Below are 24,484 nucleotides of genomic sequence, written 5' to 3'. Positions count from 1 at the left end.
CTGAAGACTCCTGCGGAATAACGAAACACGCTAGACCCCACAGGTTCAGATGAAAGCTGAGCCGAGGAGGCTGGCGTTTCGTCCGCGGAAAGCGAAAGAAATAGCCGACCACATTCTTTTTACGACCAAGACTTAACCAGATCGCTTACTTAACAAATTTAAAGAACTTTACTCAAAAACGATTTTGTACGTTCGTGCTGAGGGTTATCAAAGATTTGCTCAGGTGTTCCTTCTTCAACCAGGAGTCCTTGGTCCATAAATAACACTCGGTCACACATTTCCTTTGCGAATCCCATTTCATGCGTAACAACAACCATTGTCATACCTTCGTAAGCCAGTTGCTTCATAACATCTAAAACCTCGTTGACCATTTCAGGGTCTAATGCAGAGGTGGGTTCGTCAAATAACATGATTTTCGGTTGCATAGCAAGCGCTCTCGCAATGGCTACCCGCTGCATTTGTCCTCCTGAGAGTTGTTCGGGATAAACATTTGCTTTGTCTCCGAGTCCGACCTTCTTAAGCAGTTCATGAGCAAGTGCTTCAGCGTCTTTTTGTGCCATTTTCTTGATTTTTATTGGAGCAATTGTGATGTTTTCCAATACACGCATATGTGGAAATAGGTTAAATTGCTGGAATACCATTCCCACGTTTTTACGAATGGCATTAATATCGGTAGCGGGATCATTCACTTTTACTTTATCAATATAGACGTCTCCAGCCGTGACATCTTCCAGCAAATTAATACATCTCAAAAAGGTACTTTTACCCGATCCACTTGGTCCTATTACACAAATAATTTCTTTTTCTTTTACTTCGTAATCGATTCCTTTTAGTACTTCTAACTTACCAAATGATTTATGCAGACCTTGGATCTTTATCATACATTCAACCTCCTTACCTTACCGCCGTATTGAAAACATTCCTTTTTTTTGATTTGGCACAAAACTATTACTAAATCGATTTTCGACATAATTAATTAACTTGCCGAAGATGAATGTCAGTATTAAGTATAGAATAGCCACCGTAATGTATGGTTCCCAAAAGCGATTATAGGCACCAGCCACTACTTTTCCTGCATAGAGGATATCACTTGCAGCGATTACGGTTACAAGGGATGAGTCCTTTAATAAAGCAATTAATTCATTCCCAAGAGGAGGAATCATACGTCGCAATGCTTGCGGTAGAATAATGTGTTTCATCGCCATATTATTAGGCATTCCAAGTGACCGTGCTGCTTCCATTTGACCTTTTTCAATCGACTGAATTCCCGCTCGAATAATCTCAGCATTGTATGCAGCACTATTTAAAATTAGGGCAACGGAACCTGATACGAAATATCCTAATGAGTGTCCAAAGATACCAGGGATTATCGCTAAATGAATTAAAAGAATTTGAACAAGTAATGGAGTACCCCTAAAGAAATCTACATAATATTTACTCGGATAATATATCCACTTCTTTTTCGATAGTTTTCCCATTCCTAGAAATAATCCTAAGACAATTCCACCTAGATACCCAACAATGGTAAGACCCAATGTAATCCAGATCCCTCGAATAAATAACTCTCTATAGTTCCAAATAATGTCCCATCTGATATCTGGAAAATCCAACTCCATCACCCCCATTCCCTTGTCAGATGTAAAATGTTTTCTATGAAATTGTTACTCTACATCAAAACCAGTGATTTCTTTTAATTTTCCATTGTCTTTTAATTTTTGAATTCCTTCATTTAATAATTCAATTAGTTCCGTATTTCCTTTTTTGACCATTAATCCATAGTATTCTTTTTCAAAAGCAGAATCTTCGACTGTTTTCAACTTCACTTTTGGATTGTTCTTTTTATATTCATTAATAACGGCGTTATCACCAATTGCCGCATCTGCATTTCCATTAATCATTTCACTAATAGCAAGAGGCATAGTTTCAGTTGCCACAATTTTAGAGCTTGTCATTCCCAGTAACCCTTTAACTACTTCATGTCCCGTTGTATTAATTTGTACGGATACTTTGCTATCTTTTAAATCTTCAAACTTCTCAACCTCTGAATCTTCTGGAACAAGAATTAATTGATTCGCTGCATAGTAAGGCTCTGAGAAATCGAATGTTTGTTTACGTTCATCAGTAATTGTGATTGATGAAACCGCAAAGTCCACTTCCCCATTTTGTACGGCTGTAAATAAAGGTTCCCACCCATAATTTTTGAATTCTACCTCAATATCTAATTCCTCAGCAATCGCATTCACGATATCAATATCAGTACCAACGATGTTACCTTCGTCATCCATATATTCCATTGGAGCATACGTTGCATCAGTTGCAATTACATACTTTTTACTGTCGTCATCTCCACCCGCACCGTTCGATGAATCAGTCCCGCAGCCAAACAACGTTAAACTTGCCAATAATAAAATCATTCCAAATGAAGATAAAGATTTTAATGGTTTCAATGAAATACCCCCTAGATTATTTTTATTCCTAAATGAATGTTCATAATTATCTGAATATACAGGATAATTATCCTTAGTATATAGGAACTACATGTGCCCTACAATAAAAATTTCTGGAGTGAAGGATTGGAGAATCAGCTTTAATTTAAGGAAATTAATAATTACTCCTTATACATGCATATAGTGGTTTAAAGGAGGTTAGTACGTGAAAAACAGAAAATATGATTGGTTTCCTGTCCTTTTCCTTTCCTTAGTCTTTCAATATTTGACGCAACACTTATTACTTTTTATTGAAAACTCCGTCAATCACTCGATATCCTGGGCACTACTTATTAAAATCAACTTTTTTATTATTGCACTTGTGGGTGGGATCATAGCTATGCATTTCTATATGAAACACTCGCCTCATATCGGAGGTATATGCGCCACACTTTACATCATTCTTAGTCAGATATACATCGGTAACATGACCATTACCGTTAATGGGTTTTTCATTTTGTTACTCGCATACTTGGCGGGCTATGGAGGGTGCCTGATCTATTCGAAATATCTTTATAAACGTTTCCGTTGAATGAACAATTCTCACAAAAACTAAAAAAACCATCCATGCGATAGCAATTGCATGGATGGTTTTCACTTTAACTTTTGTTTTTAATAATCATATTTAAAAATATCCGCAACTCGTTCGGCGACATATGCACTGCCGTCATTATCTTCTACACTCTCGATCATCATCGCAATAATAAACTGCGGGTCTTCTGAGTCATAGGTAACAAAAAAACCATTTTGCTTTCCATCTTCTTCTCCAGCAGCTTTCAGTTCGGCTGTACCCGTTTTACCTGCAAGAGGAACGTTCGGAAGATTTGCCGCTTGTGCGAAACCATCTACAACCACATTACGCATACTCTTACGGAGAGTGGTTGCTTGTTCGGCATTAACCAAACCTTCCTTCCATACTTGTGCTTTTTCTTCATCCAAAAATAATGTAGGTTTGTACATGGTCCCATCGTTTAGGAAAACTTCATACATCGAAGCGAGATGAAGAATATTCGTCAACATTTGTCCTTGTCCAAATGAAGTATCAGCTAGCTGACCTTCTGAACTAATCGTTCCTTCATTAGATATTTGCGAAGTCTTCATGCCATAGGCAAATGGAATTTCTTCACCAAAACCAAAGCCTGTTAAACCTTCAACAAGTTGTTCCCTCCCCATATCTAAAGCTTCTTGTGCGAAATAAATGTTATCTGAATAGATCATCGCTTTATTCAAATCAATCGGGTTTGGCGCTTCAGGATGAACACGAGTTACACGATAGTCACCCCAAGAGGCATCCTTTTGCCACGTTTCTCCGTTAATCGTTCTACCTTCAGCCGGATTAAGAGTTCCTGCTGCCAAACCGATCGCAGCGGTTACAGGTTTTATTGTCGAACCTGGCGCATACGAAGCTTTAAAACGATTAAATAAAGGATTTAACGGATTTTCACTTAATTCCTTTAGCTTATCCCCACTCATTCCTAACATAAATTCAGTTGGATTAAATCCTGGCGAGCTAACTAAAGCAAGCGTTTCTCCTGTTTTAGGGTTCACAGCAGCACTAGTTCCCGCTTCCCCTTTCATCGAATCATAGGTTAATTTCTGCAATTCAGCGTCAATCGTCAATCTAACGGTTTCTCCGTGTACAGCTGGTTTCTCTGCAACGGTTATTGGTTCAATCCCTTCAACCGCCTTATCAATATAAATGCGGATTCCATCAGTTCCTCTTAAACGCTTTTCAAGTAGCAACTCTAGCCCTTGTCTTCCAACAATATCACTTTCTGTATAGCCCTCTTTTGCCCATTTTTCTAGTTGTTCACCCGTAATATCGCCAATATATCCTGACAAATGCGACAGAGCTTCGCCATAAGGATATTCACGCATGGCTGTGTCCATCCGTGTAACCCCAGCTAATTGAGCGATTTGGTCTAATAACTCTGTGTTACTTTTCGCTACATAACCAACTGGTACAAATAAGTTCGGTTTGACCCAGCCCTGATTCAGCTGTTTATCTATTGTCTCAGTTGAGATTCCTAGTAAATCAGCTAACTTCACCTTATTGTTCTCGTCTGTAAGTTTCTCAGGAACAATGCCAATCTCATAGCCAGTCCCATTTATCGCAATTGGCAATCCGTTTCGATCTAAGATCTCGCCTCTCAACGATTTTGATGTTTGTATACGAATGGCATCTCCTTTCGCCAGTTCAGGAAAGATGAAGGAAGGATTCCACTCGACATACCAGTTCTCTGAATCTTCACGTGTTTCGTGGACTAACGTGATTTTATGTTCAAATTCAACTGGTCCAGCTATTGTTTCCATTTTCACTTGGATCGGAAACGTTGCAGGTTTTTCAACATCCCATTCGTTATCTTTAGAAGCCTTTTTATAGGAAACTTTCACATCTTTTATCCCTAGGTCGCCATATAACTTCTCTTGACGCTCCACAAAATCTTCTGTTTTGAATGTGTTCTTCGTTTCTTTATTTAAGTAGTTACTATACATTTCTGCGAACTCTGCTTTATTCCAATGCTTCACATATTCCGCTAACCGCTCCTCTGGTGTCACCTTTTCTTGACAACCCGAAAGGAGAACTAGGAACAGCAATACCACTAAAGCCCATATGCCTCTTCTCATTCAAAAAACATCCTTTCTATATCCCTAATGATTTGTATATTAATGGTAACATAGTTTCACTAATCCAATTCAAATATACATCTTCGATCAAACCTTCCTTTGGGTAATAAAGAATAAAGCTGTACCGGTTTCGAAGTTCCGCTGAAGATACAATTCCAACGGTTTTTGCTACAATAGAAAGTACCAGTAAGGAACACGAAAGGTTGTTATATGATGAAACCAGTTAACAATATAACTGATTTGATTGGCAATACGCCTGTCGTCAGATTGAATAAGATTGTGCCAGAGAATGCAGCAGACGTTTATGTGAAGTTAGAAATGTTTAATCCAACGAAGAGTGTAAAAGATCGTGCAGCGAATAATATGATTAAAATGGCGGAAGAACAGGGGTTAATTCAACCCGGCGATACGATTATCGAGCCTACGAGTGGAAATACAGGCATCGGTCTTGCAATGGTAGCCGCCGCAAGAGGTTACCGTGCCATTCTTGTACTCCCAGATAATGCAACTCAGGAACGCATTAATCTCTTGAAAGCTTTTGGCGCAGAAGTCGTGCTAACCCCGAATGAGGAAAAAATGCCTGGAGCTATTAAAAAAGCGCTGGAACTAAAAGCAGAAATCCCAAATAGTTTTATACCACAACAATTCGAAAACACAGCGAATCCTGATGTTCATCGTACGACAACAGCACTTGAGATCTTGGAGCAAATGAATGGTGAATTGGATGCATTCGTTGCTACAGCTGGAACAGGTGGAACGATTACAGGAACGGGAGAAACATTAAAAGAAAAGCTTCCGAATTTGTATATTGCCGTGGTTGAACCAAAAGGGTCTCCCGTATTATCCGGAGGAAAACCTGGTAAACATAAACTCGTTGGTACTAGTCCAGGTTTTATTCCAGATATCTTAAATACAAAAGTTTACGATGAAATCATGCAAATAGAAGATGATGAGGCAGTGGAAATCTTTAAAAAACTGGCTCGCGAAGAAGGCGTTTTTGTCGGTCCTTCAGCAGGCGCAGCTGTTTTTGCTGCTATCGAAATTGCCAAGAGATTAGGCAAAGGGAAAAAAGTATTATGTATTGCCCCTGACACTGGCGAACGCTACTTGAGCATGAATTTGTTTGATTGACCAACTAATCTGATATGTAAATAAAGGCTGTTAAATCCCGTGGGATCTAACAGCCTTTTTGTTGTTCATTTTAAATTAAAGGTTTTTATTCATTCACATTTTTTACTACAGCCATTTCCTTACCGAAACGATCTCCATTATCGATAAAACCTAGACTTGCGTAAAGGTTATGTGCACCCTTGTTCTCAGGATGATATCCGACTACTAATTTTTTAATATTAGGCTGTTTGGCCATCTCAGATATCATTAACTTCGTTGCCGCTTTCCCTATACCTTTGCCTTGATAGTCTTTATCGATCATTATTCGATATATCCAATTCCCTTCAAGCTCCTCTTGAACGGAGTTGTACATTAAAAAACCGACTACTTTTTCTTCAAAACATATGGCATATGGTTTTAATGTTGGTTCAAACTTTGACTGAGCTATTGATACAGCATTTGACTCTATGTATTTTGATTGACTAGGTTCAACTTCTAGTCCACAACAGTCGTACCAGTTTTCCGCATTTAGTTCTTCGATTTTTACATGATCTAAATTCATGAAGAGTCCCCTTTATTGTAAACATTTACTTTGCGTGTTTAATGGATTGAATCACTACTGGTATTAATAATATGGAAAGAAACCCACCAGCAAGTGAAAGTGTGGCGTAACTCGTTTGAGCGACAACCATTCCTGAAAGTCCTGCACCTGACGCTCCCGCTAATGCAACTAATACATCTAGCGTTCCTTGAGTTTTAGCGCGGTTGGATAAATTAGTTGAGTCAACGATTAGCGCTGTCCCACTTATTAATCCAAAGTTCCATCCTAGACCGAGGAGTGCAAGTGACGTAATCATGACGAATAAAGAGCCTCCAGAAGCGAAAGCAGCTACAATCCCTGCTGACATTAATGTAACTCCAGCAGCTATTGTCATCGCCAGTCGACCAAATCGATCCACGAGTACACCAGTAATCAGTGAGGGTAGATACATCGCAGCTACATGGATACTGATAACCATCCCTACAGCATTCAAACCATGTCCATGGTCTCTCATATGTACAGGCGTCATTGTCATAATGGCAACCATCACAACTTGGGTAATGACCATCACAGTTGCTCCTAAAGCTATGCCTGATCTATCGCTAGATGGCGTCCCTTCATAGATCTCCGTACTAGTTCCCTTGTTCTCCTCTTGTGCTTCAGCAATAAATTTAGCAACGATTAAAGGATCTGGGCGAAGTAATAATAAAAGTACAAAACCAGCAACAATGAATGCGAATGCTGCTAAAATGAACGGACCGGCTAAGGTAGGAACGCCGATTGATAAAGCAAAATCGCCCATGACTCCAACCAGATTTGGTCCTGCAACTGCACCAAGGGTAGTTGAAACCATTGCGATACTAATTGCCTTTCCTCGCTGTTTCACATTTGCTAAATCAGTACCTGCATACCGTGCTTGCAAGTTGGTTGAAGTCCCTGCACCATAAATTAATAAAGCCGCAAAAAATAGAAATACGTTATTGTTTACTACTGCGAATATGACACCAATTGCCCCTAATCCCCCTGCAAAAAATCCTGACGCAAGTCCAATTCTTCGACCAAAGCGTTGGGATAAACGGCCAACAGCTAAAGCCGCCCCTGCCGAACCGAGCGTCAGTATTGCAATTGGTAATCCAGCAAATCCATCCGTTCCCAGCATATCTTTTGCAATAAGGGCTCCGACAGTAATTCCTGCTGCAAGACCAGCTCCTCCAAATATTTGGGACATAACCACGATCCACAAAGTTCTTTGATACAGCTGTTGTTGTTTCTCTGGTGAATCTACGTAACTTTGAAAATCATCTGATTGTCGAGACATGATTGAACTCCTTTTTAATTGAAAAAACTATGTATACATCTATTAATCAGTATATCTCTCAATACATTAAAAGAATACGACTTATATTACGCTATGATTTTATGGTACACATTTTAATTCAAACAGAAATGGCTGATTTACGCCGTTTCAGACGGACGCGTTCCGCGGGCATGGCTTCAGTCTCCTCATCACTTCGTTCTTCCGGGGCCTTCAGCTCATGCTATTCCCGCTGGAGTCGCCGTCTTCCACTCCAATCCCTTACCGCAAAAATATAAATTCATAAAAAATGCAGACAAACAACAAAGAGAACCGAATTGACCACCTTTAAAAGAGCTTGTCAGAAAAACAAGTATTACTTTCCAAAACAAGTAGAGAGAATTCGATTATTCCTCACTATATATTTTTTTATTGAATACTTGTTGTAAAGGAATCTTTACCTCAGATTAACAAAACAATGAGTGTATATCTCTCATTCATTGAAAAGTTCCAGAGCACACAAAACGTTGTTTTGGCATTATGGAGTTCATAGCCAATTACATTTATAAAGATTTATTAACCCAATACTCTTTTCCATCTGTGCTTCGTTCGAGTAGTTTAAAATCGATTAAGTATCTTCGTATAGTTGCAAAATCACCATGGATGGCTTTAATTACTTCATTTACCTCTTTCTCACTGTAAATTCTGTTTTCATCAAAAGTCTTAATTAACTCTAAAAAGATGATTACTTTTCGTTTTTCTTTCTTAGGCAACTTCACTAATTGACCATCTTGAAAAAACGTTTCGAGCGTATGTTTTTTCTCTTCTTCAGTAAATTCGATTGAGTTTATGTACATGTTCATCAATTCCTTTGTTTAAATTGATTTTGTTTAGAAATTCATACTTAACTCTTTTCTATCAACTCAATTACCTCACTCAAACTTTTTTCTGACATTGATTTCAATCGTAGAGAGTAGTTTTCGAAAGCTGATAATTCGGTCACGGGATTTGGAACAATTACACATTTTAGCCCTGCAGTCATTGCCGCTATTGACCCATTTAAAGAATCTTCGAATGCTATTGCTTCAGAAGAATTTATATTCAAATCTTTAATAGCTTTTAAATAAAGATCTGGAGAAGGTTTCACTTTTTTGACATCATCACGCGTGACAATTACTTCAAAATAATTTATCAATCCAAGTTCTTCTAGATATTTTGTAACCCATTCTTTTGAGGAGCTCGAAGCAAGTCCAATTTTGTATCCAGTTTTATTAGCTTCTTGCAAATAATCTAATACACCAATACGTGCTTCAGGAGAACTCATTTTAGTTTTATAGATATCAAAGGCACGCGTTTCAATTTCGTCAACATTGCAACTTTCTCCTAAATTCTTTTTAAAATATGTATTTAGGACAGTTTCATCGGATCCGATACATTCTCCAAATTCCGCAAGTGGTAGGTCAAACTGATAACTTTGTAGAGTTTCTTTATAAGATTCATACCAAACGCTCTCTGTATCTATAATTAATCCATCAAAATCAAATATGATTGCTTTTATCAAAGTGTTTACCTCTTCTCATTTTAAATTCGGACCATCATTTGTTGAATAAATTCTTATAAGAACACCAGATTCTATGTAAAATCATTCATTTTCCCTATATATCCAAGATGAAAAACTTTAACTCACGCTTCTCCATTAATGGTAACATATTACACCTATCTGTTTTATGTAATTAATTATACGGTTTCATAATTTCTCTTTTACCAAAAGATTCTAGAGAAGTTTTTACATTTGAATTCATTCAACAACCTCTTTAAGAAGTCCGCAAAAAAAGTGATTAAAAAGAAGTATCCGAAGTATTAAATAGACGTTTTGGTAAAAGATAAGTACGAATCAATAAGCAATTACCGATAAGGTTTTTGGGTGTTGCATCGTACCTATTCAGAGGTTGATATACCTGATTTAAAGTATTGGTACTAATCTTTTTTAGGTAATTACGGATTCAATTAAATTCTAATTCAAGGAGGAATTAATGTATGAGTGGGCTTTCACGAATCGCGCTAGCTCTAGTTATTATCGGTGCACTTAACTGGGGGTTGATCGGACTTTTTCAATTTGATTTAGTTGCAACGTTATTTGGTGGTCAAGATGCATTCTTGTCTAGGGTGGTCTATGGTCTTGTGGGGATTGGAGGCCTTCTATGTCTTGGTTTATTATTTAAACCAAGTGAAGAGATCGACACGGTTAGAGACCGACATTCATCTTTATCCAATCCTACTTTAAGGACAGAATTCGGCGAGGAACCGGATTTTACAAAAGAGCAGGACGTTAAATTGAAAAAGAAGAATAGTGGTATGAATAATGTAAATTAATTGCAACAGGAATACAGCTCTCTGTTTCAGGTGGCTGAGTGCCAAATAGAAAATAAGTTAGAAGAGTCTAATTCGATTATGAATTAAACTCTTCTTTTTCAATTCCAAATAGTTGACTATGTAGGACGGGATTAGGAACATGCATGATTAACGAAAAATAGAATTTTAAAGATAATTGCAATCGTGGACATCGTTGGACTAATTATTCTATTTTCTCACTGTAAACGAAACCATTTCTTACCAATAAACGTATTACTGAGTAGATAGGAGTGGTGAAATGTTTGAAGAAATGAAAAATCGGCATTTCTTCAGTATCACTATATTGTTTATCATCTTGTTCATAGTAGTAGCGACTTTATTTTCTGAAAGTGAGGATGTTTCTGGTCTTGCATTCCAATTTGCTTTGTATATCGCTGCACCCGTTGTTTACTTTCGATACCAATTTAATAAACATAGAGTTTCTTTAAGTGATGTAGTTTTTATAAAGGGTTCAAAACAATGGGTTCCTTCCGTTTTAGTTTTTGTCGCGATTTCCATTCTCTTTTCACTTAGCATTTCTTGGCTAGAATTTATCACTCTTAATTCTTTTGCTCCAAGGTTAGTAGACCTGGTCTTTGAACCCTTTCTTCTCCCTGAAAATCCAGTCTTCTTAGCCCTTACAATTCTTTTCATATGTATTATTGGTCCTATTGCGGAAGAGTTTATTTTTCGAGGATTGTTACTAAAACGAATGATTTCGAAAACCTCGGTATGGGGCGGCATTATGATCTCAAGTTTTTTATTTGGAATCTTACATATGGATATCATTGGCTCAACTATTTTCGGAATCATAGCTGCATTATTGTATTTAATAACGAACAATTTAGCTATCCCTATATTATTTCATATAGCTAATAATTCCTTTGCGATGATTATGGCTTACTTAAATCCTACATGGCCTGAATGGCTCTTATTAAACACCAAAGCGGATTTATACACTCAAATCCCTTTGAAAATTGGAGCGCTTATCATCGGTACGACGTTAATTTGGTTTGTAATTCGTCATTTGAGAATTGTACTAAGAAATTCTACCGTTAAAGAATTAGGCTTGTAGGAATTCACTTAAATAATTATCCTTTTTCACAACAGTTAACGATAATTTAGGGGGACCATTGAATGAGAAAATTTTCATTTTCTATACTAGGTGGAATCATAATCGGTTTGATCTTATCTTTTGTTCTTATGGATTATGAAGTAATCAAGTATGAAATAAGAGATCAAGCGGGTATTGAGTCACGTTGGGTTTCAGAGATGGATTTCAATTTCGTGTTCAACGCATCTATGTTGGTATTCGGAGTGGTTATTTTAATCTTCATTGTATGGAGTTTTGTTGAAAGAAAAATTGCAGATTAGGGGCGGTGTCTTATGGGATTACCAAAATGTGATCAATGTCGAACTACGTTTTCTTGGGGTCAAGTAAGTAAATCATTGAGTTTGTTCTATCGACCAATTATTTGTCCTATGTGTAAAACAGAAAACCGAATTACATTCCGTTCAAGATTATTAGGATCAGTGATAATTATGCCGATAATTATCATCGGTTCTATATCGACTATTATTTCATTATCACTTCCAGTAACCATCACGTTAATTGTCGTAACAGGTCTCATTGCAATACTGATTCAACCGTACTTTATGAAATATAGTTCTGATGAAACTGAAACTAATATAGCGATTTAAAGCTATGAGAATTCTGTTGGTTTTCATTTGTTGATTTATAGCAAAATCGCAAATTATTATTTAAAAAGGCTATGTTAAAATTAACGGTTGCTTTTTCGTAAGGTGGGATTGTTTGTGAAATTTTACACTTAAACTAACGCAGCAGGTTATTTCAATGAAAAAAATGGTATAATTTATAAAAAAAGTATATTTGGAGGAGTTAGATGGATTCAAAAAAACCAGCAGGATTTGGTATAAGGTTTTTAGCAAGTATTATATATTTTTTAATTATTTCGACAATACCTGGAATTGTATATTATATCATTAACGGTAATTACTCTATTGAATGGACAAAAGGATTTACTTTTCGATTTTTTTATACTTTTTACTTGACTGTAACTCCTATTCTGTGGGTCGGATACATAATCGGTAAGCGGATTTTCAAGATTAAAATAAAACGTTTTAAAGATGATGAAAATTTAACGATACTCAATATGGTTATGAGAGAAGTGGTTGGTAACTATATCGTTGTTTTAGCTACCTTTGGAATATCAGTATTGGTTAGTGGACTACTGGTTATATTTCGAAAAGACAAGAGAGGCATTCATGATTTCATTGGTGGGACCTATGTTAGTAGGGAATAAATTTTTCTTCATCTACCGGGTGCTTTAGTGACTTTAGTTGAACAACGTTTATAGCACTAACTAGGCAGGTTAGTTCAATAAGAAAAAGAGTTATGGTTAGAATACGGGTAAGGAGTTGACATTGGATGTTTAATATCGATGATGAAACCAACTTTGTGATGGCAATTCTCTTTATCCAAACAATATAGATAAAAAATAAGGTAGGAGTTCAAACTCCTGCCTTTTCACTTGGAGGTTTTTGGATGTATTACCAATACTATTATAGTTTTTTTGTAGAGAATCCACCAGAAAGGAAGGATTTTGATCTATTATTTCAAAAATATAATGTTCCAAATAACCCTAAAGAATATGAATTATTCCCAGTCGTTTATTATGAATTTTTTTAAGTGAAAAAATTCCAAATGTACTTGAATTCAATAAGGATTTAATTAGATTAATAAAACGTCTGAACATCGCAGATGATTTTGAACCCGAGCCTAGATTATTCTTTGAAGAGAAAGATTATGACTCCTCCCCTTTCTTTGTGTTGCGGGCAACTGGAAATACTCAAAAGGCCTTTTTAGAAAGTAAAGGGAGTAAACAAGAAAAGGTCTATATGTGTGATGAATGTGGCGTTCACTATAATAAATTATTATCTCCACTGGTAGTCAATACTTCAAAAATCGGAAAACGAAAAATGGTAAATGTAAACCAAGAACATTGGGTTATTACGGAAAATTTTGCTGAAATGTTGTATAAGTGGGGATTAACTGGCTATTCCTTAGAAGAAGTTATTTCGAAAAGTAGTATGAAAGACAATGAAATTGTATATAGGCTGATTCCAACAACTACTATGCCTCCCTGGAATGGAAAAATGAAATTTTTTAATCGACATCCATTCAATCCGTGTACTAAATGTCAATTAAGAAATTGGGTACCCCTTCCGTATCATTATGAAGCGGATGTTATAAACCTGGAAACAGACTTTGCAAATACAAATGAGTGGGTGATATCTGGTGACCTGGCTTACAAACCCCTCTTAGTAAGTGCAAAGTTTAGAGAATTATTGATTGAAAATAAGATTACAAGGGAAGTTATTAACGCTTCCGATTCCAATTATCGCTCGAATGATTGGTTATTTGAACCAGTTTTTATCTCCTAACCTGTAGTAGAACATTAAATTGCCAGACTCCCATTAATGCATAGGCACATGCAACATTATTGTTGGAGTTCTAAATCGAGTAAAAAACATTTTGATATACCAATTTATAAAGGAGGTTTTTTTATGAAGTTTTGGGTGAAAAACAATTGTCAGAGAAGGTCGGTCTTTTTTATTTGCCTAAAGCCTAAATAATTAAATCTATGTTATAAGCGAAATCGCCAAATGCCCGTTAGCTAAACGATGTATTTTGGGTGAATAAACGAACGGTATGGCTTTATCCTTCTAGGTGTTTTTTGGATAATTTTGTTAATGTCACTATGCACTATGAAGAATGAGGTAAAAAGAGATATGGCAACATTCTTAACCGAAAAAGATAAAAAGTTAACTGACTAATATGATCTATCCCTAGAATATTGTTCAATTAAAGGGCGCAATTGTTTAATAAGCGTCTCTTTTCTTATTCAACTCCCATGAAAGAACGTAATATTCTTTCATTATCTGTGGTGTAGATATTATTTTTGAGATACATGGATGGCTAACGGGTGCTTTTATTTCAAGAAGGAGTAAAGCATTTTTCTTATTAAACTAACGAAGCAGGTTAGTTGAATAACGAAATAATTTAAATGGAGGGAAAATGATGGGTAGAATTTCAGCTAAATTGGAAGTTGCGGTGGGAATATTAACTTTTTTAACAGGGCTACTTTATTTATTTCGAGTATTTGGTCCATCGGAATCAGAAGTTGTTACCTGGGGAATATTAGCGGTCTTGTTAGGTGGGGTTTTAATTTTATTGAGAACTAACAAATATAAACTCACAAATTTTATAAAAATGATCTTTGTATTTTTACTTGTGTTACTTCAAATTCCAGCAATTATTTTATGGTTTTCATTTAATGGCAACGGAATATCTGATGGTACACCACAAAGTAATTTTGTAGCTCATTGGATATTCGCTTTTCCACATATGATGATTGTATTCTTAGGAATACTTTTAATTGTTTCTTTATTTAAAAGAAATACAGCCCTATTAAACTAAAGGGTGTTTGAGTTGAAGATCTTTGGGCTGTGTATGTAGCTCTGTTTCTAATTGAACTAACGCAGCATTTAGTAAAAAATATGTTTTAGTGTTGTTCAACAATCTGGCCATATTATTGAATAACATTTTTTGGGGGTAGCGTCAGAAAAGATTCAGATTTCGCTGATAAGAAATAGAAATTAATGAACATGGCCAGCAAGTATAAAAGCTACTGCATCAACTATTAGTGCAATTTGTATGAAAGCTGTATAAACAATATTACTTGCGAAAAGGCACGAACGTTTATTTAAGAACGTTTGCGCCTTTCTGGTGTATTCCCGAACTCTTATTTGGGAAAGTTAATTAAGTTTATTTTTTATGTTTATACAAAAATGAAATTCCTTTTAAATCACATTTATAAGTCAATTTCCATAAACACACTGTTTGGGTCATCCGTATAGTCGTAAAAAGGGTTACAGTATTTGAATCCAAAACTTTCGTATAGACGATGAGCTGGTTTGAATGCATCCATTGAGCCTGTTTCTAGACTTAATTTTGTGTAACCCCGTATTTTTGCTTCATTTATAATATGTTTTAAAATATCTCTAGCTACACCTTTTCTCAAATGCGTCTTTGCAGTTCTCATGGACTTTACTTCTCCATGCTTTGGTGTTAATTCTTTTAAAGCTCCACACCCCATAATGTCATTAATATTCCACGCACTATAAAAAGTAACATTATCTTGTTTTAGTGCTGCAACATTTAAAGCATGTATACTCTCAACAGGCGAGTTTTCAGCCATACCAGCTAAGTGTGTATTAATAAGTTCCTGTGTGCGAATATCTGTTAAGTTATCTATTTTTATTTCCATAATCATCCTCCTTTATTTGATTATAAATAAAAAAGATAAATAAGAAACGAACAGTTTAAATAAGCAGGTTATGTTCCTAAAGTGTCATTTGGGATCGTTATTCGCTAGCCCTCCAAGATCGGGCGCGATTGTTCAACATGACTAGTCGCTGCTCTCCATATAAGGTAAGGGAAGTATATTAAGTGTTTTATGGAAGGAGAAACAATATGGAAATAGATAGAATAGTGAATGCTTTGTCTAAATCCTGGTCTGTAAAATCAAGTACAAAATGGCGCAAGGATAATCCCTTGGCGGGGCAATGTGGAGTTACTGCATTAGTTGTAAATGATTTATTGGGCGGTGAAATAAAAAAAACTAAACTACCTGATGGGTGGCACTTTTATAATTTCATTAAAAACAAAAGATATGATTTTACAGCTTCTCAATTTAGAGAAGAAATTTTATATATGGACATTCCCTCTAATAGAGATGAAGCATATGCAGATACTAATGAAAGTCAGTACACCTATTTAAAACAAAAATTTTTAGATTTTTTGTTCAACTAACGCAGCAGGTTAGTTGAACAAGATTCGAGATTTTATATCTACGTTAACTTATAGGAGGGAATTATGAAGCATTTTATTAATATAATCCTAGTGATAAGTTTCTTCTCCCTAATAGCAGGTTGTACTGGTATTCCAGGTGCAGATACGCCAGGTTATTTATCTAAAGAACAAGTGTTGAAGGCAGAACCCGAAGCAGATTATTTCGAACTCAATAATAAAATTTATGTAAAAGAAACCGGCTGGGTAGAGGATGTAAAACTAACCAAAGATGAGGTTGTTGGAGAAATAGAAGATGGTATGGCAAGTCATTTACCTTTAGGAACAAAAATTATTGCACCAAAAGAGAGAAGAGATATTCTCATAGCAGATAATAGAGGAGTAGAAGTAAGATATTTACTTCAAATCGGAGAGTAAAATACTTCTTCTTAAACTAACGAGTGCTTTAGTAAAAAAGAATAACCAAATACAATGGGTTTGGAGATGGATCTCCAAGCTCATTTTTTATGCGATTTTTCCCTTTATCTTTAACATAGCCCTTTATAAAACAATTTAAGTTGCTTGGAGTGAAGGCGCGAGAAAAATATCTGCTCCTGCATCGCTACGCTAGCTTCGTCGCAAAGAATACACCAAATTATCTTTGGTAGTATTCTTTCCTGCGGGAACAGCGCGAGCTGAAGACCCTGCAGTGAGCGAAGCGAATGAAGCGGCTGAGGCCGTACCCGCGGAAAGCGAGCACCGAAACGAAAGACACTAGGCTCACAGCATTGCACCAAGTGTATTATAAAAAATCACACACAATGTAAATCTATTTATTTATCTACAAACAAAAACTCCCAAGAGTAATATTCTCGGGAGTTTTACCATTAAAATTATGAGATCAAACTGGCGGACGAATTGCTACTGTATCTTGAGTTTCAACAGGTTCTACGGCTAAAACTGCACTCACATCGTTACTAACCAAACTTGCAAATCCGATAATTAATAATAAAATCAATGTTTTTTTCATCATTAACACTCCTTATAAAATGTATTTAACTGCTTTTTCATATTTACCTTCGTTTTTATAATACTCAGCAAGAATCTTACTGAAGTATCGATAAAACTCTTTTTGTTCGTCAGCCTTTTCTATAGAAGGAAGTATCTTTTCTTCTAAGAAAGTCATGGCTTTTTGTTTTTTATCATTTAAAAGAAACAAATAATACGATGAATATAGTTGGTAAGGCGAGACTTTCATTTCTTTTGCTTCTTTATTTAATAAAGTGAAGCTGATTTTACTATCATCCCATTTTTCTAGTTTGAACTCGGTCAAAGCTAAATTGTATAAACAGAGAAGATAGTTTTCGGTTCTTTCTTGGAAGATGACCGCGCTTTTCTTGAAATAATGCAAAGCTTGTTCATAATCACCCATACGATGTCTTAAGTCACCAATGTTGTGATAAATATGAGGCAATAGGGCGGTCTCTTTCAGCATTTCTGTGTTCCTTACGAGATGTTGATAATTGTCCAAAGCCTCATCATAGATTTTGGATTGCGAGTAATTGATGGCTAAAGACATTTGAACATGGAGAATTCTTTTGAAATTGAAGTGATCTTTGAAAAAATTCAATGCTTTCTTTCCATAATTAATCGCATGACCGGATTGATTCATATACCCTTTAACCAGTGCAAGATGATAATAGATTTCTCCTTCAAATGTATTTGTTTCATAATACTCTTGAAGTATTGCTGAGATTTTCTCATCCGCTTCCTCATATTTCCCCCTTAAGATTAAAAATATCCCAGTAAAATAGGAAAGTAAATAGCTTTCATGTTGGGAAAAATTTTGCCGTTGAGCATTGAGCCATTTTATCTGTTCATCGGCAGAATCTAGGTCTTTAGTGAACAAGTAATATCTTAATTTGTAAATTTCGTATAGGTAGATGTGTTTGGTGAAAGGTACCATTTCTTTATACATCTGTAGCTCTAGAAAAGTACTCGCTGCTTTTTCTGTTTCAAGGTAGAGCATATTTTGAAGCAGCTGATTAAGTAAAACCTCAACTTTCACTTCACTTTCTTCCACATCGTGCAGGTCAATTTCTAGACGATCGAGCACCAGTCTGATGGTCTCAACATTGGCTTCCTTGCTATTGTTCTCTATCTTACTCAGATGTGGCACCGAGCATATTCCTTCAGCAAGTTCACTTTGTGTCATCTTTTGCTTTGTCCGATGATATTTAATTAATGAGCCTATTTGCATATCTTCACCTACTCACAAAGTTTGTAGACTCATTATACGTAGAGATGTCTATTTTCTCAATTTTTAATAAATTAGCAGAAATTCACAATTCAGCAATTCTCTTAAGTTTTCATTTGATTTCGAATTAATTTTCCCAATAATCAAAATATACTTTGTGTGCTAGATTTGGTTTAGTAAGAAAAATACACAAGAAAAAGGAGCACACAAATGAACAAGTCGAAAAAAATCTTGATGAGCTTTTTACTTACAGCAAGTCTAGCAATGCCAACTGTTGGTGCAAATGCAGCAACGACAACTAGCAATGGTGACGAGAAATTCCGAGTTTATGTGGAAGCTTCCGATTCATCAACTAAATCTTCACTTAAAAGTAAATACAAAGCACGCTGGGAATTAACCGAAAATGGTTTCTCAACAGAAATGAACGAAAAACAATTTGTCGCACTACAAAAGAACAAAAATATTACGGTGACTAAAGTTCAGCAAGTTTCACTTGATACGGATATTCGAGCAAACCAGTTCGAAGTAACAGCAGGTGAATACCCTTCTCATCAAACACCTTGGGGAATTAAAGCAATCTATAACAATAGTAGCCAAACAACAACTTCTGGTGGACAAGGCATTAACATCGCTGTCCTTGATACTGGCGTTAACGTAAATCATTATGATTTAGAAAATACAGTTGAACAATGTAAAGACTTCACGCAAGCCACTTCACTAGTCAATGGGGTATGTAATGATGCCCACGGACATGGTACGCATGTTGCAGGATCAGCATTAGCTGACGGTGGTAGTGACGGTGCTGGAATTTATGGTGTTGCGCCAGATTCAGATTTATGGGCATATAAAGTTCTTGGTGATAATGGATCAGGATACTCAGATGATATTGCAGCAGCAATTCGCCATGCAGCAGATCAAGCTACTTCAACAGGAACTAAAACGGTCATTAACATGTCTTTAGGTTCTGCTAGTAGCGATAGTTTAATTGCAAGCGCTGTAACGTACGCATACAACAAAGGTGTTTTAGTTGTAGCGGCGGCAGGAAATGAAGGTCCTTATCAAGGATCGATTGGTTACCCAGGAGCTCTAGTAAATGCAGTAGCAGTTGCGGCACTTGAAAATGTTCAACAAAACGGTACCTACCGAGTTGCTGACTTCTCTTCTCGTGGTTATGCTTCTACAGATGGAGACTATTATATTAACCAAGGAGATGTAGAAATTTCTGCACCTGGTGCGTCGATTTATTCAACTTGGAATAATGGTGGGTATAACACTATTAGCGGTACTTCTATGGCAACACCTCACGTTGCCGGTTTAGCTTCCAAGCTTTGGTCTCAAAATCCTAGCTGGTCAAATGCAACATTACGTGCCAACTTACAAAATCGTGCGAAGAATTACGATATTAAAGGAGGTTATGGAGCAACAACTGGCGACGACTATGCGTCAGGTTTCGGATTTGCACGTGTTCAATAATTAATAAACACATATTAAAAAGAGTTATCGATTGCCTTTTTAAAAGGGAATTGATAACTCTTTTTCCTATTGGTAAATGGATTTTTATTAGCAATAAAAGTGAATGATACGGTTCTGAATACCCCCTCTATGTCAGGATTTTCACGGACTAAATGATGGAACATGACTTTTGCCCAAAATGGTTCTAGGTCCATTCAACCCAATTTTTCCATTACGAATATTTCGTGTCACAAAGGACTTGTATTCTTTTTGAACAGGTATATAATTCAAAGCGTAACATCAAATTTATGAAATTATGCGGAGATTAATATGCGTCCATATAACGAAAAAATAAGTATCTATAATGGCATGGCATCGACTGTGGCAATGAATTTTTCAAATAACTTTTTCCCAATATTTGCGATTACCATTTTAAGCGCAACGAATTATCAAGTCGGGTTAATTAGTTCTCTTCCCCCTCTAATGGCATTGCTTATGACGATACCGGCTGCCATCTTACTTAATCGGGCTCACGAACATAAGAAGCTTGTCGCCCTTTCCATTCTGTTAGCGAGAATCATGTTTTTATTTATCGTTGTTGTCGTTTATATCCCTTCCGAATCGATGCAAGCGTGGGCATTTCTGATTATTGTCGCTTTAATGAGTGTACCGAATACTGTCGCCAATATTGGGTGGCAAACATTAATTAGTGGGATGATTAGTGAATCGAGACGCGGGGAATTCTTTAGTGATCGAAATCGTTTATTAACAATGGTTGGATTAGTTTCAACCTTAGTTATTGGGATTGTGATGAAAGATCAATCTAATAATGTAACGGCATACCAGATTTTATTTGCCATCGCATTTGGTTTTGGATTACTAGAAGCTTTCATTTTGATGAAGCATGATGAGCCCCGCACTTCTGGAAGCGGTCCATTGGTTAAAAAGAAATTGATGGAGTGGTCCATTTTTAAACACTCAAGTTTTGTGTGGTTTTTAGCGGCTGCGTTATTCTTTAATTTTGCCTGGCAAATGGCGTGGGGAATTTTCAACATCTACCATGTTCGGGTTGTCGGTGCGACTATCTTTTGGATTAGTATGTTTTCGGTGGGAAATATGCTTATGCAAATTTTGACGTTCCCTTTGTGGAAAAAATGGGCTGAGCGGAAATCCAACGTTCGAGTATTTGTTTATGCAGCAATCGGCATGGCGAGCACGCCATTTTTGACCGTGTTATCGACCAATTTGTATTACTTAACAATCGTACAAACAATGTCTGGTTTCTTCCTATCTGGCGTGGTGTTGCTATTGTTTAACCTTTTACTTGAACAGTCTCCTGAGGCGTCACGTACCTACTGTATTACAACGTACAATGTATTGTTGGCACTCGTTGCTTTCCTTGCTCCTCAAGTTGGCATCTGGCTATTGAACTCTTGGGGTGTTGAAACTGCGATGTACATAAATTCAGGGTTGCGTTTGCTCAGTGCTGGCTTGTTCTTTTTAGTGTATATGCTCTATGCTCGAGAACCGAAAGAATCTTTATTATAAGTAATTACAGTGAATATAGAAAAAGGCAGAAGATTAGGCGTGGAGCCCATTCTTCTGCCTTTTTAATTAGAGGTATTGGATTAAACAACATCTTTGTATAAATGAATCCCTTGATACTGATTTAGTAACACATCTAATTGTTGGCTACACTTCACAACTGTAGGATGTGTTCGACCATACCGTTTTGCTTTCAAGATCATTTCTTTCTTTTTAATGTTTATGAGCATCAATGTCACGCTTCTCTTACTCAATGACTTCATTTTCATATTCCCATCCCCCATACCCATATGATTTTGTGATGCACATATTTAAAGGAAATAAAAACTGGGTTACATATTGCAGAGAAGTGTTTCACTAAGAAGTATTTAGTACTGAAACGAAGAACTTTATATCTTGTATTTATTATATGATTGCAGCCCTTAAAAATCAATATATAGTGTGTTAATTTTATATCGACACAATATGTTGTATTATTCCTTATTTTGCACTTAATCTTCTTCTAGAGTTAGACCTTCTACAGACTTTCGATCCAACTGATTTTTCACTTTACGATATTCTTTGGATTTAAATACAATATCAAAATCATAATCCTCTGGATATAGTTCACTTTTTTTAATATGAAGTTTAAGACGTTTATGGTTAAACTCTTTCTTTTCACCTTTCACTTGAACAATATAATTCCCGTTGCTACTTGGCCCTTTATAAACAATTCCGGTTTCATTCGTAGCAGTTATTTTCACATTGTCTCCTTGTTCAAATAACGGAACTTTATCCTCTACGATCTCTTTGCGAAGTTTTCGATCATGTTTAAAGGTGGTTATTTGTTTTACATAATGAAGATCCTTCAAGTTTTCACTTGGAATCGAGTTTGAAAATGGATGCGCGTTTTTGTACGAAATGACATGTGCTTTTCTGATTAAATCTGGATGTAACCCAAGCTTCAAAGCAATATCAAATGCTTGGCTCTTCCCGCTTTGTCCTAATAATAGACGATAAGTAGGACGCAAAGTTTCCAGATCGAATTCCATGGAACCATTTAAAAAGCCTTCTTTTGCATCGGCAAAGTCCTTCATTTCACTGTAATGAGTGGTTGCAAAAAGCGTTGCTCCTTTCTCAAAGAGTTGTTCAAGTATGACGATTGCTAAAGCCATGCCTTCACTAGGGTCTGTTCCAGACCCCAATTCATCGAGCAGCACGAGTGAGCGTTGATCCGTTGACTTTAAAATCTCAATAATATTGACGAGGCGTGAGCTGAATGTGCTCAGATTTGCTTCTATGCTTTGACCATCGCCAATATCTACGAAAATCTTTTGGAAAATGTGAAGTGTACTCCCTTTTTCAGCTGGAATAAATAAGCCCGTTTGAGCCATCATGGTCAGTAAGCCGATTGTTTTAAGTGTTACCGTCTTCCCGCCTGTATTCGGTCCTGTAATAACAAGAGCGCGATCGTGCTCACCAAATTGTAAAGAAAGCGGAACCGCATTCCCTTTTAACATGGGGTGTCTAGCTCCTTTTAAATGAATGAGGTATTCTTCATTTAAAATAGGACATTGCCCTTCAATTAGTTTGCTGTGTTTGGCTTTTGCAAAAATAACATCGTAATGATGCATCGTGTCCATCGCAATATTCATAGACATTTCATGTTCAAGGAATTGTTCGGTCAGTTCATATAAGATTTTCTCGACTTCATGCTCTTCTGCAATTTTTAATAAGTCGATTTCTCCCTGCATGACTTCCAATTCTTTTGGTTCCATGAATAATGTCGCTCCTGAAGCTGATGTATCGAGAACATTGCCGTTCACTTTGTTTCGGTACTCTCTTTTAACAGCAAAGACAAATCGTCCATTTCTTTCTGAAACCATACTTTCCTGCAAATAAGGTGCGAAGGTTTTAGACTTCACCATCGTTTGAGCTCTATCTTTTACCTTAGCAAGAAGCATACCTAATTGTCTTCGAATCGTTGAGAGTTCCTTCGTCGCATAATCGTCAACTTGGCCATGCTTTAAACAGCGGATGATTTCAGTTTCCAATTCGCTTAAATCACCAATAGATTCTGCATATAAATGAATAGTAGGCGCAGCATATTGTTTATCTTTCATGAAGCGTTTTAACTTATGGCAATGATCCAAGAAAGATACGATACGCGTAAATTGGTCGGCTCGTATATACAAACCTTTTTTTGCTTGTTCAATATATTGTTCCATGTCACTGAGTGTGTGAATCGGTACACTTGAACTTATTCGCATAATCTCTAGTGCCTCTTGTACTTCGTTTAATGCATGTTCAATCGTTTTTTTATTGGTTGAAGGTCGCATTCCCTCAATTGTATTCTTCGCACGATCGGTGATGGCATAACTCCCTACCTCTTGTAAAATTTCTTGATATCCTAATACGTCAATGGTTTGTTGATTCATTTATTTTCCTCCTTTTTCAAATAAAAAAAGCCACCATGAAAACACTCATGATGGCTTTGAAGATTGACCTACTTATGCTGGATAGTCTTTTCCTTCATTCATAAAGAATTCAACTTGAGTTTTAAGGCCACCTCAAAATAAATTCCCATTAGAAAATCACGTTACACCAAAATGGTGAAAGCGATGTATTTTCTTATACTGATTTCCGAAAACTTCACTCACTAATCAGCATAAAAAAAAGCGATGACAAATACATGCCATAGCTGGAAATTACATATCCATTCTTCATTGCTATGATGCTTGTTCTTAACATTCTTGAAAAGCGCATACTAAATAACCCAATCAATTTATGGGTTTTGGCTTTATTCAAGACCGTATTCAATTAACGGGTTAGTTAAGAACATTCACACTCATAAAATAATCTCCTCTTTCGAGCACATTTACTTTCATAGTTAGAATATGCGAATGACTGAATTTTGTCAATTATGACT

Annotated in this window: 25 protein-coding genes; 12 read left to right on the top strand and 13 right to left on the bottom strand. The window is 36.4% G+C overall.

From position 1 onward, the window contains the following. Nucleotides 1-158: 158 nt before the first annotated feature. The 4 genes from ACHUE4_RS13365 to ACHUE4_RS13350 all read right to left on the bottom strand — a co-directional run bounded on the left by ACHUE4_RS13365 (nucleotide 159) and on the right by ACHUE4_RS13350 (nucleotide 5,114). Nucleotides 159-881 (bottom strand): amino acid ABC transporter ATP-binding protein, encoded by a 723-nt coding sequence (locus ACHUE4_RS13365; RefSeq protein ID WP_394190848.1) that lies wholly within the window; start codon nucleotides 879-881, stop codon nucleotides 159-161. Between the two features lie 18 nt (nucleotides 882-899). After that, complete coding sequence (locus ACHUE4_RS13360; protein ID WP_394190846.1) at nucleotides 900-1,610, bottom strand: amino acid ABC transporter permease; 711 nt, start codon at nucleotides 1,608-1,610, stop codon at nucleotides 900-902. A 51-nt stretch (nucleotides 1,611-1,661) separates the two neighbouring features. Continuing rightward, nucleotides 1,662-2,414 (bottom strand): basic amino acid ABC transporter substrate-binding protein, encoded by a 753-nt coding sequence (locus ACHUE4_RS13355; protein WP_394190891.1) that lies wholly within the window; start codon nucleotides 2,412-2,414, stop codon nucleotides 1,662-1,664. A gap of 684 nt (nucleotides 2,415-3,098) precedes the next feature. Next, nucleotides 3,099-5,114 (bottom strand): penicillin-binding transpeptidase domain-containing protein, encoded by a 2,016-nt coding sequence (locus tag ACHUE4_RS13350; RefSeq protein ID WP_394190844.1) that lies wholly within the window; start codon nucleotides 5,112-5,114, stop codon nucleotides 3,099-3,101. A gap of 213 nt (nucleotides 5,115-5,327) precedes the next feature. On the opposite strand from ACHUE4_RS13350, the gene cysK reads away from it, so the two are divergent. Further along, the gene (cysK, locus tag ACHUE4_RS13345) at nucleotides 5,328-6,245 is read left to right on the top strand and encodes a cysteine synthase A (protein WP_394190842.1); all 918 of its coding nucleotides are present in this window, start codon (nucleotides 5,328-5,330) and stop codon (nucleotides 6,243-6,245) included. Between the two features lie 85 nt (nucleotides 6,246-6,330). Here the strand turns inward: cysK and ACHUE4_RS13340 are convergent, their stop codons facing one another. The 4 genes from ACHUE4_RS13340 to ACHUE4_RS13325 all read right to left on the bottom strand — a co-directional run bounded on the left by ACHUE4_RS13340 (nucleotide 6,331) and on the right by ACHUE4_RS13325 (nucleotide 9,620). After that, on the bottom strand, nucleotides 6,331-6,786 hold the full coding sequence (locus tag ACHUE4_RS13340; protein WP_394190840.1) for a GNAT family N-acetyltransferase: 456 nt from the start codon (nucleotides 6,784-6,786) through the stop codon (nucleotides 6,331-6,333). Nucleotides 6,787-6,811: 25 nt separating this feature from the next. Next, complete coding sequence (locus ACHUE4_RS13335; RefSeq protein ID WP_394190838.1) at nucleotides 6,812-8,083, bottom strand: MFS transporter; 1,272 nt, start codon at nucleotides 8,081-8,083, stop codon at nucleotides 6,812-6,814. 539 nt (nucleotides 8,084-8,622) lie between these two features. Next, entirely contained in the window at nucleotides 8,623-8,916 is a 294-nt protein-coding gene (locus ACHUE4_RS13330; RefSeq protein WP_394190836.1) for a DUF2087 domain-containing protein, read from the bottom strand. 47 nt (nucleotides 8,917-8,963) lie between these two features. Further along, nucleotides 8,964-9,620: an HAD family hydrolase gene (locus tag ACHUE4_RS13325; protein ID WP_394190834.1), complete on the bottom strand. Its 657-nt coding sequence runs from the start codon at nucleotides 9,618-9,620 to the stop codon at nucleotides 8,964-8,966. Nucleotides 9,621-10,096: 476 nt separating this feature from the next. Here ACHUE4_RS13325 and ACHUE4_RS13320 point away from each other — a divergent pair, with 476 nt between their 5' ends. From ACHUE4_RS13320 to ACHUE4_RS13290, 7 genes are all read left to right on the top strand, one after another. Then, on the top strand, nucleotides 10,097-10,432 hold the full coding sequence (locus ACHUE4_RS13320) for a DUF378 domain-containing protein (protein WP_394190832.1): 336 nt from the start codon (nucleotides 10,097-10,099) through the stop codon (nucleotides 10,430-10,432). 277 nt (nucleotides 10,433-10,709) lie between these two features. After that, nucleotides 10,710-11,525 (top strand): CPBP family intramembrane glutamic endopeptidase, encoded by an 816-nt coding sequence (locus ACHUE4_RS13315; protein WP_394190830.1) that lies wholly within the window; start codon nucleotides 10,710-10,712, stop codon nucleotides 11,523-11,525. 62 nt (nucleotides 11,526-11,587) lie between these two features. Then, entirely contained in the window at nucleotides 11,588-11,824 is a 237-nt protein-coding gene (locus ACHUE4_RS13310) for a hypothetical protein (protein WP_394190829.1), read from the top strand. 12 nt (nucleotides 11,825-11,836) lie between these two features. Beyond that, complete coding sequence (locus ACHUE4_RS13305) at nucleotides 11,837-12,151, top strand: TIGR04104 family putative zinc finger protein (RefSeq protein ID WP_394190827.1); 315 nt, start codon at nucleotides 11,837-11,839, stop codon at nucleotides 12,149-12,151. 203 nt (nucleotides 12,152-12,354) lie between these two features. Beyond that, nucleotides 12,355-12,774: an RDD family protein gene (locus ACHUE4_RS13300; RefSeq protein ID WP_394190825.1), complete on the top strand. Its 420-nt coding sequence runs from the start codon at nucleotides 12,355-12,357 to the stop codon at nucleotides 12,772-12,774. A 595-nt stretch (nucleotides 12,775-13,369) separates the two neighbouring features. After that, nucleotides 13,370-13,915: a hypothetical protein gene (locus ACHUE4_RS13295; protein ID WP_394190823.1), complete on the top strand. Its 546-nt coding sequence runs from the start codon at nucleotides 13,370-13,372 to the stop codon at nucleotides 13,913-13,915. A gap of 637 nt (nucleotides 13,916-14,552) precedes the next feature. Beyond that, nucleotides 14,553-14,951 carry a hypothetical protein gene (locus tag ACHUE4_RS13290; protein ID WP_394190821.1) on the top strand — a complete coding sequence of 133 codons (399 nt, stop codon included), beginning with the start codon at nucleotides 14,553-14,555 and terminating at the stop codon, nucleotides 14,949-14,951. 394 nt (nucleotides 14,952-15,345) lie between these two features. On the opposite strand, the gene ACHUE4_RS13285 is transcribed toward ACHUE4_RS13290, so the two are convergent. Further along, the gene (locus ACHUE4_RS13285; RefSeq protein WP_394190819.1) at nucleotides 15,346-15,801 is read right to left on the bottom strand and encodes a GNAT family N-acetyltransferase; all 456 of its coding nucleotides are present in this window, start codon (nucleotides 15,799-15,801) and stop codon (nucleotides 15,346-15,348) included. A gap of 206 nt (nucleotides 15,802-16,007) precedes the next feature. On the opposite strand from ACHUE4_RS13285, the gene ACHUE4_RS13280 reads away from it, so the two are divergent. After that, nucleotides 16,008-16,346 carry a YunG family protein gene (locus ACHUE4_RS13280; RefSeq protein WP_394190818.1) on the top strand — a complete coding sequence of 113 codons (339 nt, stop codon included), beginning with the start codon at nucleotides 16,008-16,010 and terminating at the stop codon, nucleotides 16,344-16,346. A gap of 63 nt (nucleotides 16,347-16,409) precedes the next feature. Continuing rightward, nucleotides 16,410-16,760 (top strand): hypothetical protein, encoded by a 351-nt coding sequence (locus tag ACHUE4_RS13275; RefSeq protein WP_394190816.1) that lies wholly within the window; start codon nucleotides 16,410-16,412, stop codon nucleotides 16,758-16,760. A 463-nt stretch (nucleotides 16,761-17,223) separates the two neighbouring features. Here the strand turns inward: ACHUE4_RS13275 and ACHUE4_RS13270 are convergent, their stop codons facing one another. Next, nucleotides 17,224-17,352: a hypothetical protein gene (locus ACHUE4_RS13270; protein WP_394190814.1), complete on the bottom strand. Its 129-nt coding sequence runs from the start codon at nucleotides 17,350-17,352 to the stop codon at nucleotides 17,224-17,226. A gap of 12 nt (nucleotides 17,353-17,364) precedes the next feature. Continuing rightward, nucleotides 17,365-18,582 carry a tetratricopeptide repeat protein gene (locus ACHUE4_RS13265; RefSeq protein WP_394190812.1) on the bottom strand — a complete coding sequence of 406 codons (1,218 nt, stop codon included), beginning with the start codon at nucleotides 18,580-18,582 and terminating at the stop codon, nucleotides 17,365-17,367. A gap of 207 nt (nucleotides 18,583-18,789) precedes the next feature. Here ACHUE4_RS13265 and ACHUE4_RS13260 point away from each other — a divergent pair, with 207 nt between their 5' ends. Continuing rightward, on the top strand, nucleotides 18,790-20,052 hold the full coding sequence (locus ACHUE4_RS13260; RefSeq protein WP_394190810.1) for a S8 family peptidase: 1,263 nt from the start codon (nucleotides 18,790-18,792) through the stop codon (nucleotides 20,050-20,052). A gap of 309 nt (nucleotides 20,053-20,361) precedes the next feature. Then, on the top strand, nucleotides 20,362-21,579 hold the full coding sequence (locus ACHUE4_RS13255) for an MFS transporter (protein WP_394190808.1): 1,218 nt from the start codon (nucleotides 20,362-20,364) through the stop codon (nucleotides 21,577-21,579). 80 nt (nucleotides 21,580-21,659) lie between these two features. On the opposite strand, the gene ACHUE4_RS13250 is transcribed toward ACHUE4_RS13255, so the two are convergent. Together ACHUE4_RS13250 and ACHUE4_RS13245 are read right to left on the bottom strand one after the other, a co-directional pair. Beyond that, nucleotides 21,660-21,845 (bottom strand): aspartyl-phosphate phosphatase Spo0E family protein, encoded by a 186-nt coding sequence (locus ACHUE4_RS13250; RefSeq protein WP_394190806.1) that lies wholly within the window; start codon nucleotides 21,843-21,845, stop codon nucleotides 21,660-21,662. A gap of 222 nt (nucleotides 21,846-22,067) precedes the next feature. Continuing rightward, the gene (locus tag ACHUE4_RS13245; RefSeq protein ID WP_394190804.1) at nucleotides 22,068-23,993 is read right to left on the bottom strand and encodes an endonuclease MutS2; all 1,926 of its coding nucleotides are present in this window, start codon (nucleotides 23,991-23,993) and stop codon (nucleotides 22,068-22,070) included. Nucleotides 23,994-24,484: the final 491 nt, after the last annotated feature.

This window comes from Paenisporosarcina quisquiliarum (assembly GCF_043641925.1).
Classification (GTDB): Bacteria; Bacillota; Bacilli; order Bacillales_A; family Planococcaceae; genus Paenisporosarcina; species Paenisporosarcina quisquiliarum_A.
This window is presented reverse-complemented; position numbering and strand designations above follow the sequence as displayed.

Bases quoted from the DNA above. Each gene is read 5' to 3' on its own strand.
- ACHUE4_RS13365 (WP_394190848.1), bottom strand. From the start codon at position 881: ATGATAAAGATCCAAGGTCTGCATAAATCATTTGGTAAGTTAGAAGTA.
- ACHUE4_RS13355 (WP_394190891.1), bottom strand. From the start codon at position 2,414: ATGATTTTATTATTGGCAAGTTTAACGTTGTTTGGCTGCGGGACTGAT.
- ACHUE4_RS13350 (WP_394190844.1), bottom strand. From the start codon at position 5,114: ATGAGAAGAGGCATATGGGCTTTAGTGGTATTGCTGTTCCTAGTTCTC.
- cysK (WP_394190842.1), top strand. From the start codon at position 5,328: ATGAAACCAGTTAACAATATAACTGATTTGATTGGCAATACGCCTGTC.
- ACHUE4_RS13340 (WP_394190840.1), bottom strand. From the start codon at position 6,786: ATGAATTTAGATCATGTAAAAATCGAAGAACTAAATGCGGAAAACTGG.
- ACHUE4_RS13335 (WP_394190838.1), bottom strand. From the start codon at position 8,083: ATGTCTCGACAATCAGATGATTTTCAAAGTTACGTAGATTCACCAGAG.
- ACHUE4_RS13330 (WP_394190836.1), bottom strand. From the start codon at position 8,916: ATGTACATAAACTCAATCGAATTTACTGAAGAAGAGAAAAAACATACG.
- ACHUE4_RS13320 (WP_394190832.1), top strand. From the start codon at position 10,097: ATGAGTGGGCTTTCACGAATCGCGCTAGCTCTAGTTATTATCGGTGCA.
- ACHUE4_RS13315 (WP_394190830.1), top strand. From the start codon at position 10,710: ATGTTTGAAGAAATGAAAAATCGGCATTTCTTCAGTATCACTATATTG.
- ACHUE4_RS13310 (WP_394190829.1), top strand. From the start codon at position 11,588: ATGAGAAAATTTTCATTTTCTATACTAGGTGGAATCATAATCGGTTTG.
- ACHUE4_RS13305 (WP_394190827.1), top strand. From the start codon at position 11,837: ATGGGATTACCAAAATGTGATCAATGTCGAACTACGTTTTCTTGGGGT.
- ACHUE4_RS13300 (WP_394190825.1), top strand. From the start codon at position 12,355: ATGGATTCAAAAAAACCAGCAGGATTTGGTATAAGGTTTTTAGCAAGT.
- ACHUE4_RS13295 (WP_394190823.1), top strand. From the start codon at position 13,370: ATGTGTGATGAATGTGGCGTTCACTATAATAAATTATTATCTCCACTG.
- ACHUE4_RS13290 (WP_394190821.1), top strand. From the start codon at position 14,553: ATGGGTAGAATTTCAGCTAAATTGGAAGTTGCGGTGGGAATATTAACT.
- ACHUE4_RS13285 (WP_394190819.1), bottom strand. From the start codon at position 15,801: ATGGAAATAAAAATAGATAACTTAACAGATATTCGCACACAGGAACTT.
- ACHUE4_RS13280 (WP_394190818.1), top strand. From the start codon at position 16,008: ATGGAAATAGATAGAATAGTGAATGCTTTGTCTAAATCCTGGTCTGTA.
- ACHUE4_RS13275 (WP_394190816.1), top strand. From the start codon at position 16,410: ATGAAGCATTTTATTAATATAATCCTAGTGATAAGTTTCTTCTCCCTA.
- ACHUE4_RS13270 (WP_394190814.1), bottom strand. From the start codon at position 17,352: ATGAAAAAAACATTGATTTTATTATTAATTATCGGATTTGCAAGTTTG.
- ACHUE4_RS13265 (WP_394190812.1), bottom strand. From the start codon at position 18,582: ATGCAAATAGGCTCATTAATTAAATATCATCGGACAAAGCAAAAGATG.
- ACHUE4_RS13260 (WP_394190810.1), top strand. From the start codon at position 18,790: ATGAACAAGTCGAAAAAAATCTTGATGAGCTTTTTACTTACAGCAAGT.
- ACHUE4_RS13255 (WP_394190808.1), top strand. From the start codon at position 20,362: ATGCGTCCATATAACGAAAAAATAAGTATCTATAATGGCATGGCATCG.
- ACHUE4_RS13250 (WP_394190806.1), bottom strand. From the start codon at position 21,845: ATGAAAATGAAGTCATTGAGTAAGAGAAGCGTGACATTGATGCTCATA.
- ACHUE4_RS13245 (WP_394190804.1), bottom strand. From the start codon at position 23,993: ATGAATCAACAAACCATTGACGTATTAGGATATCAAGAAATTTTACAA.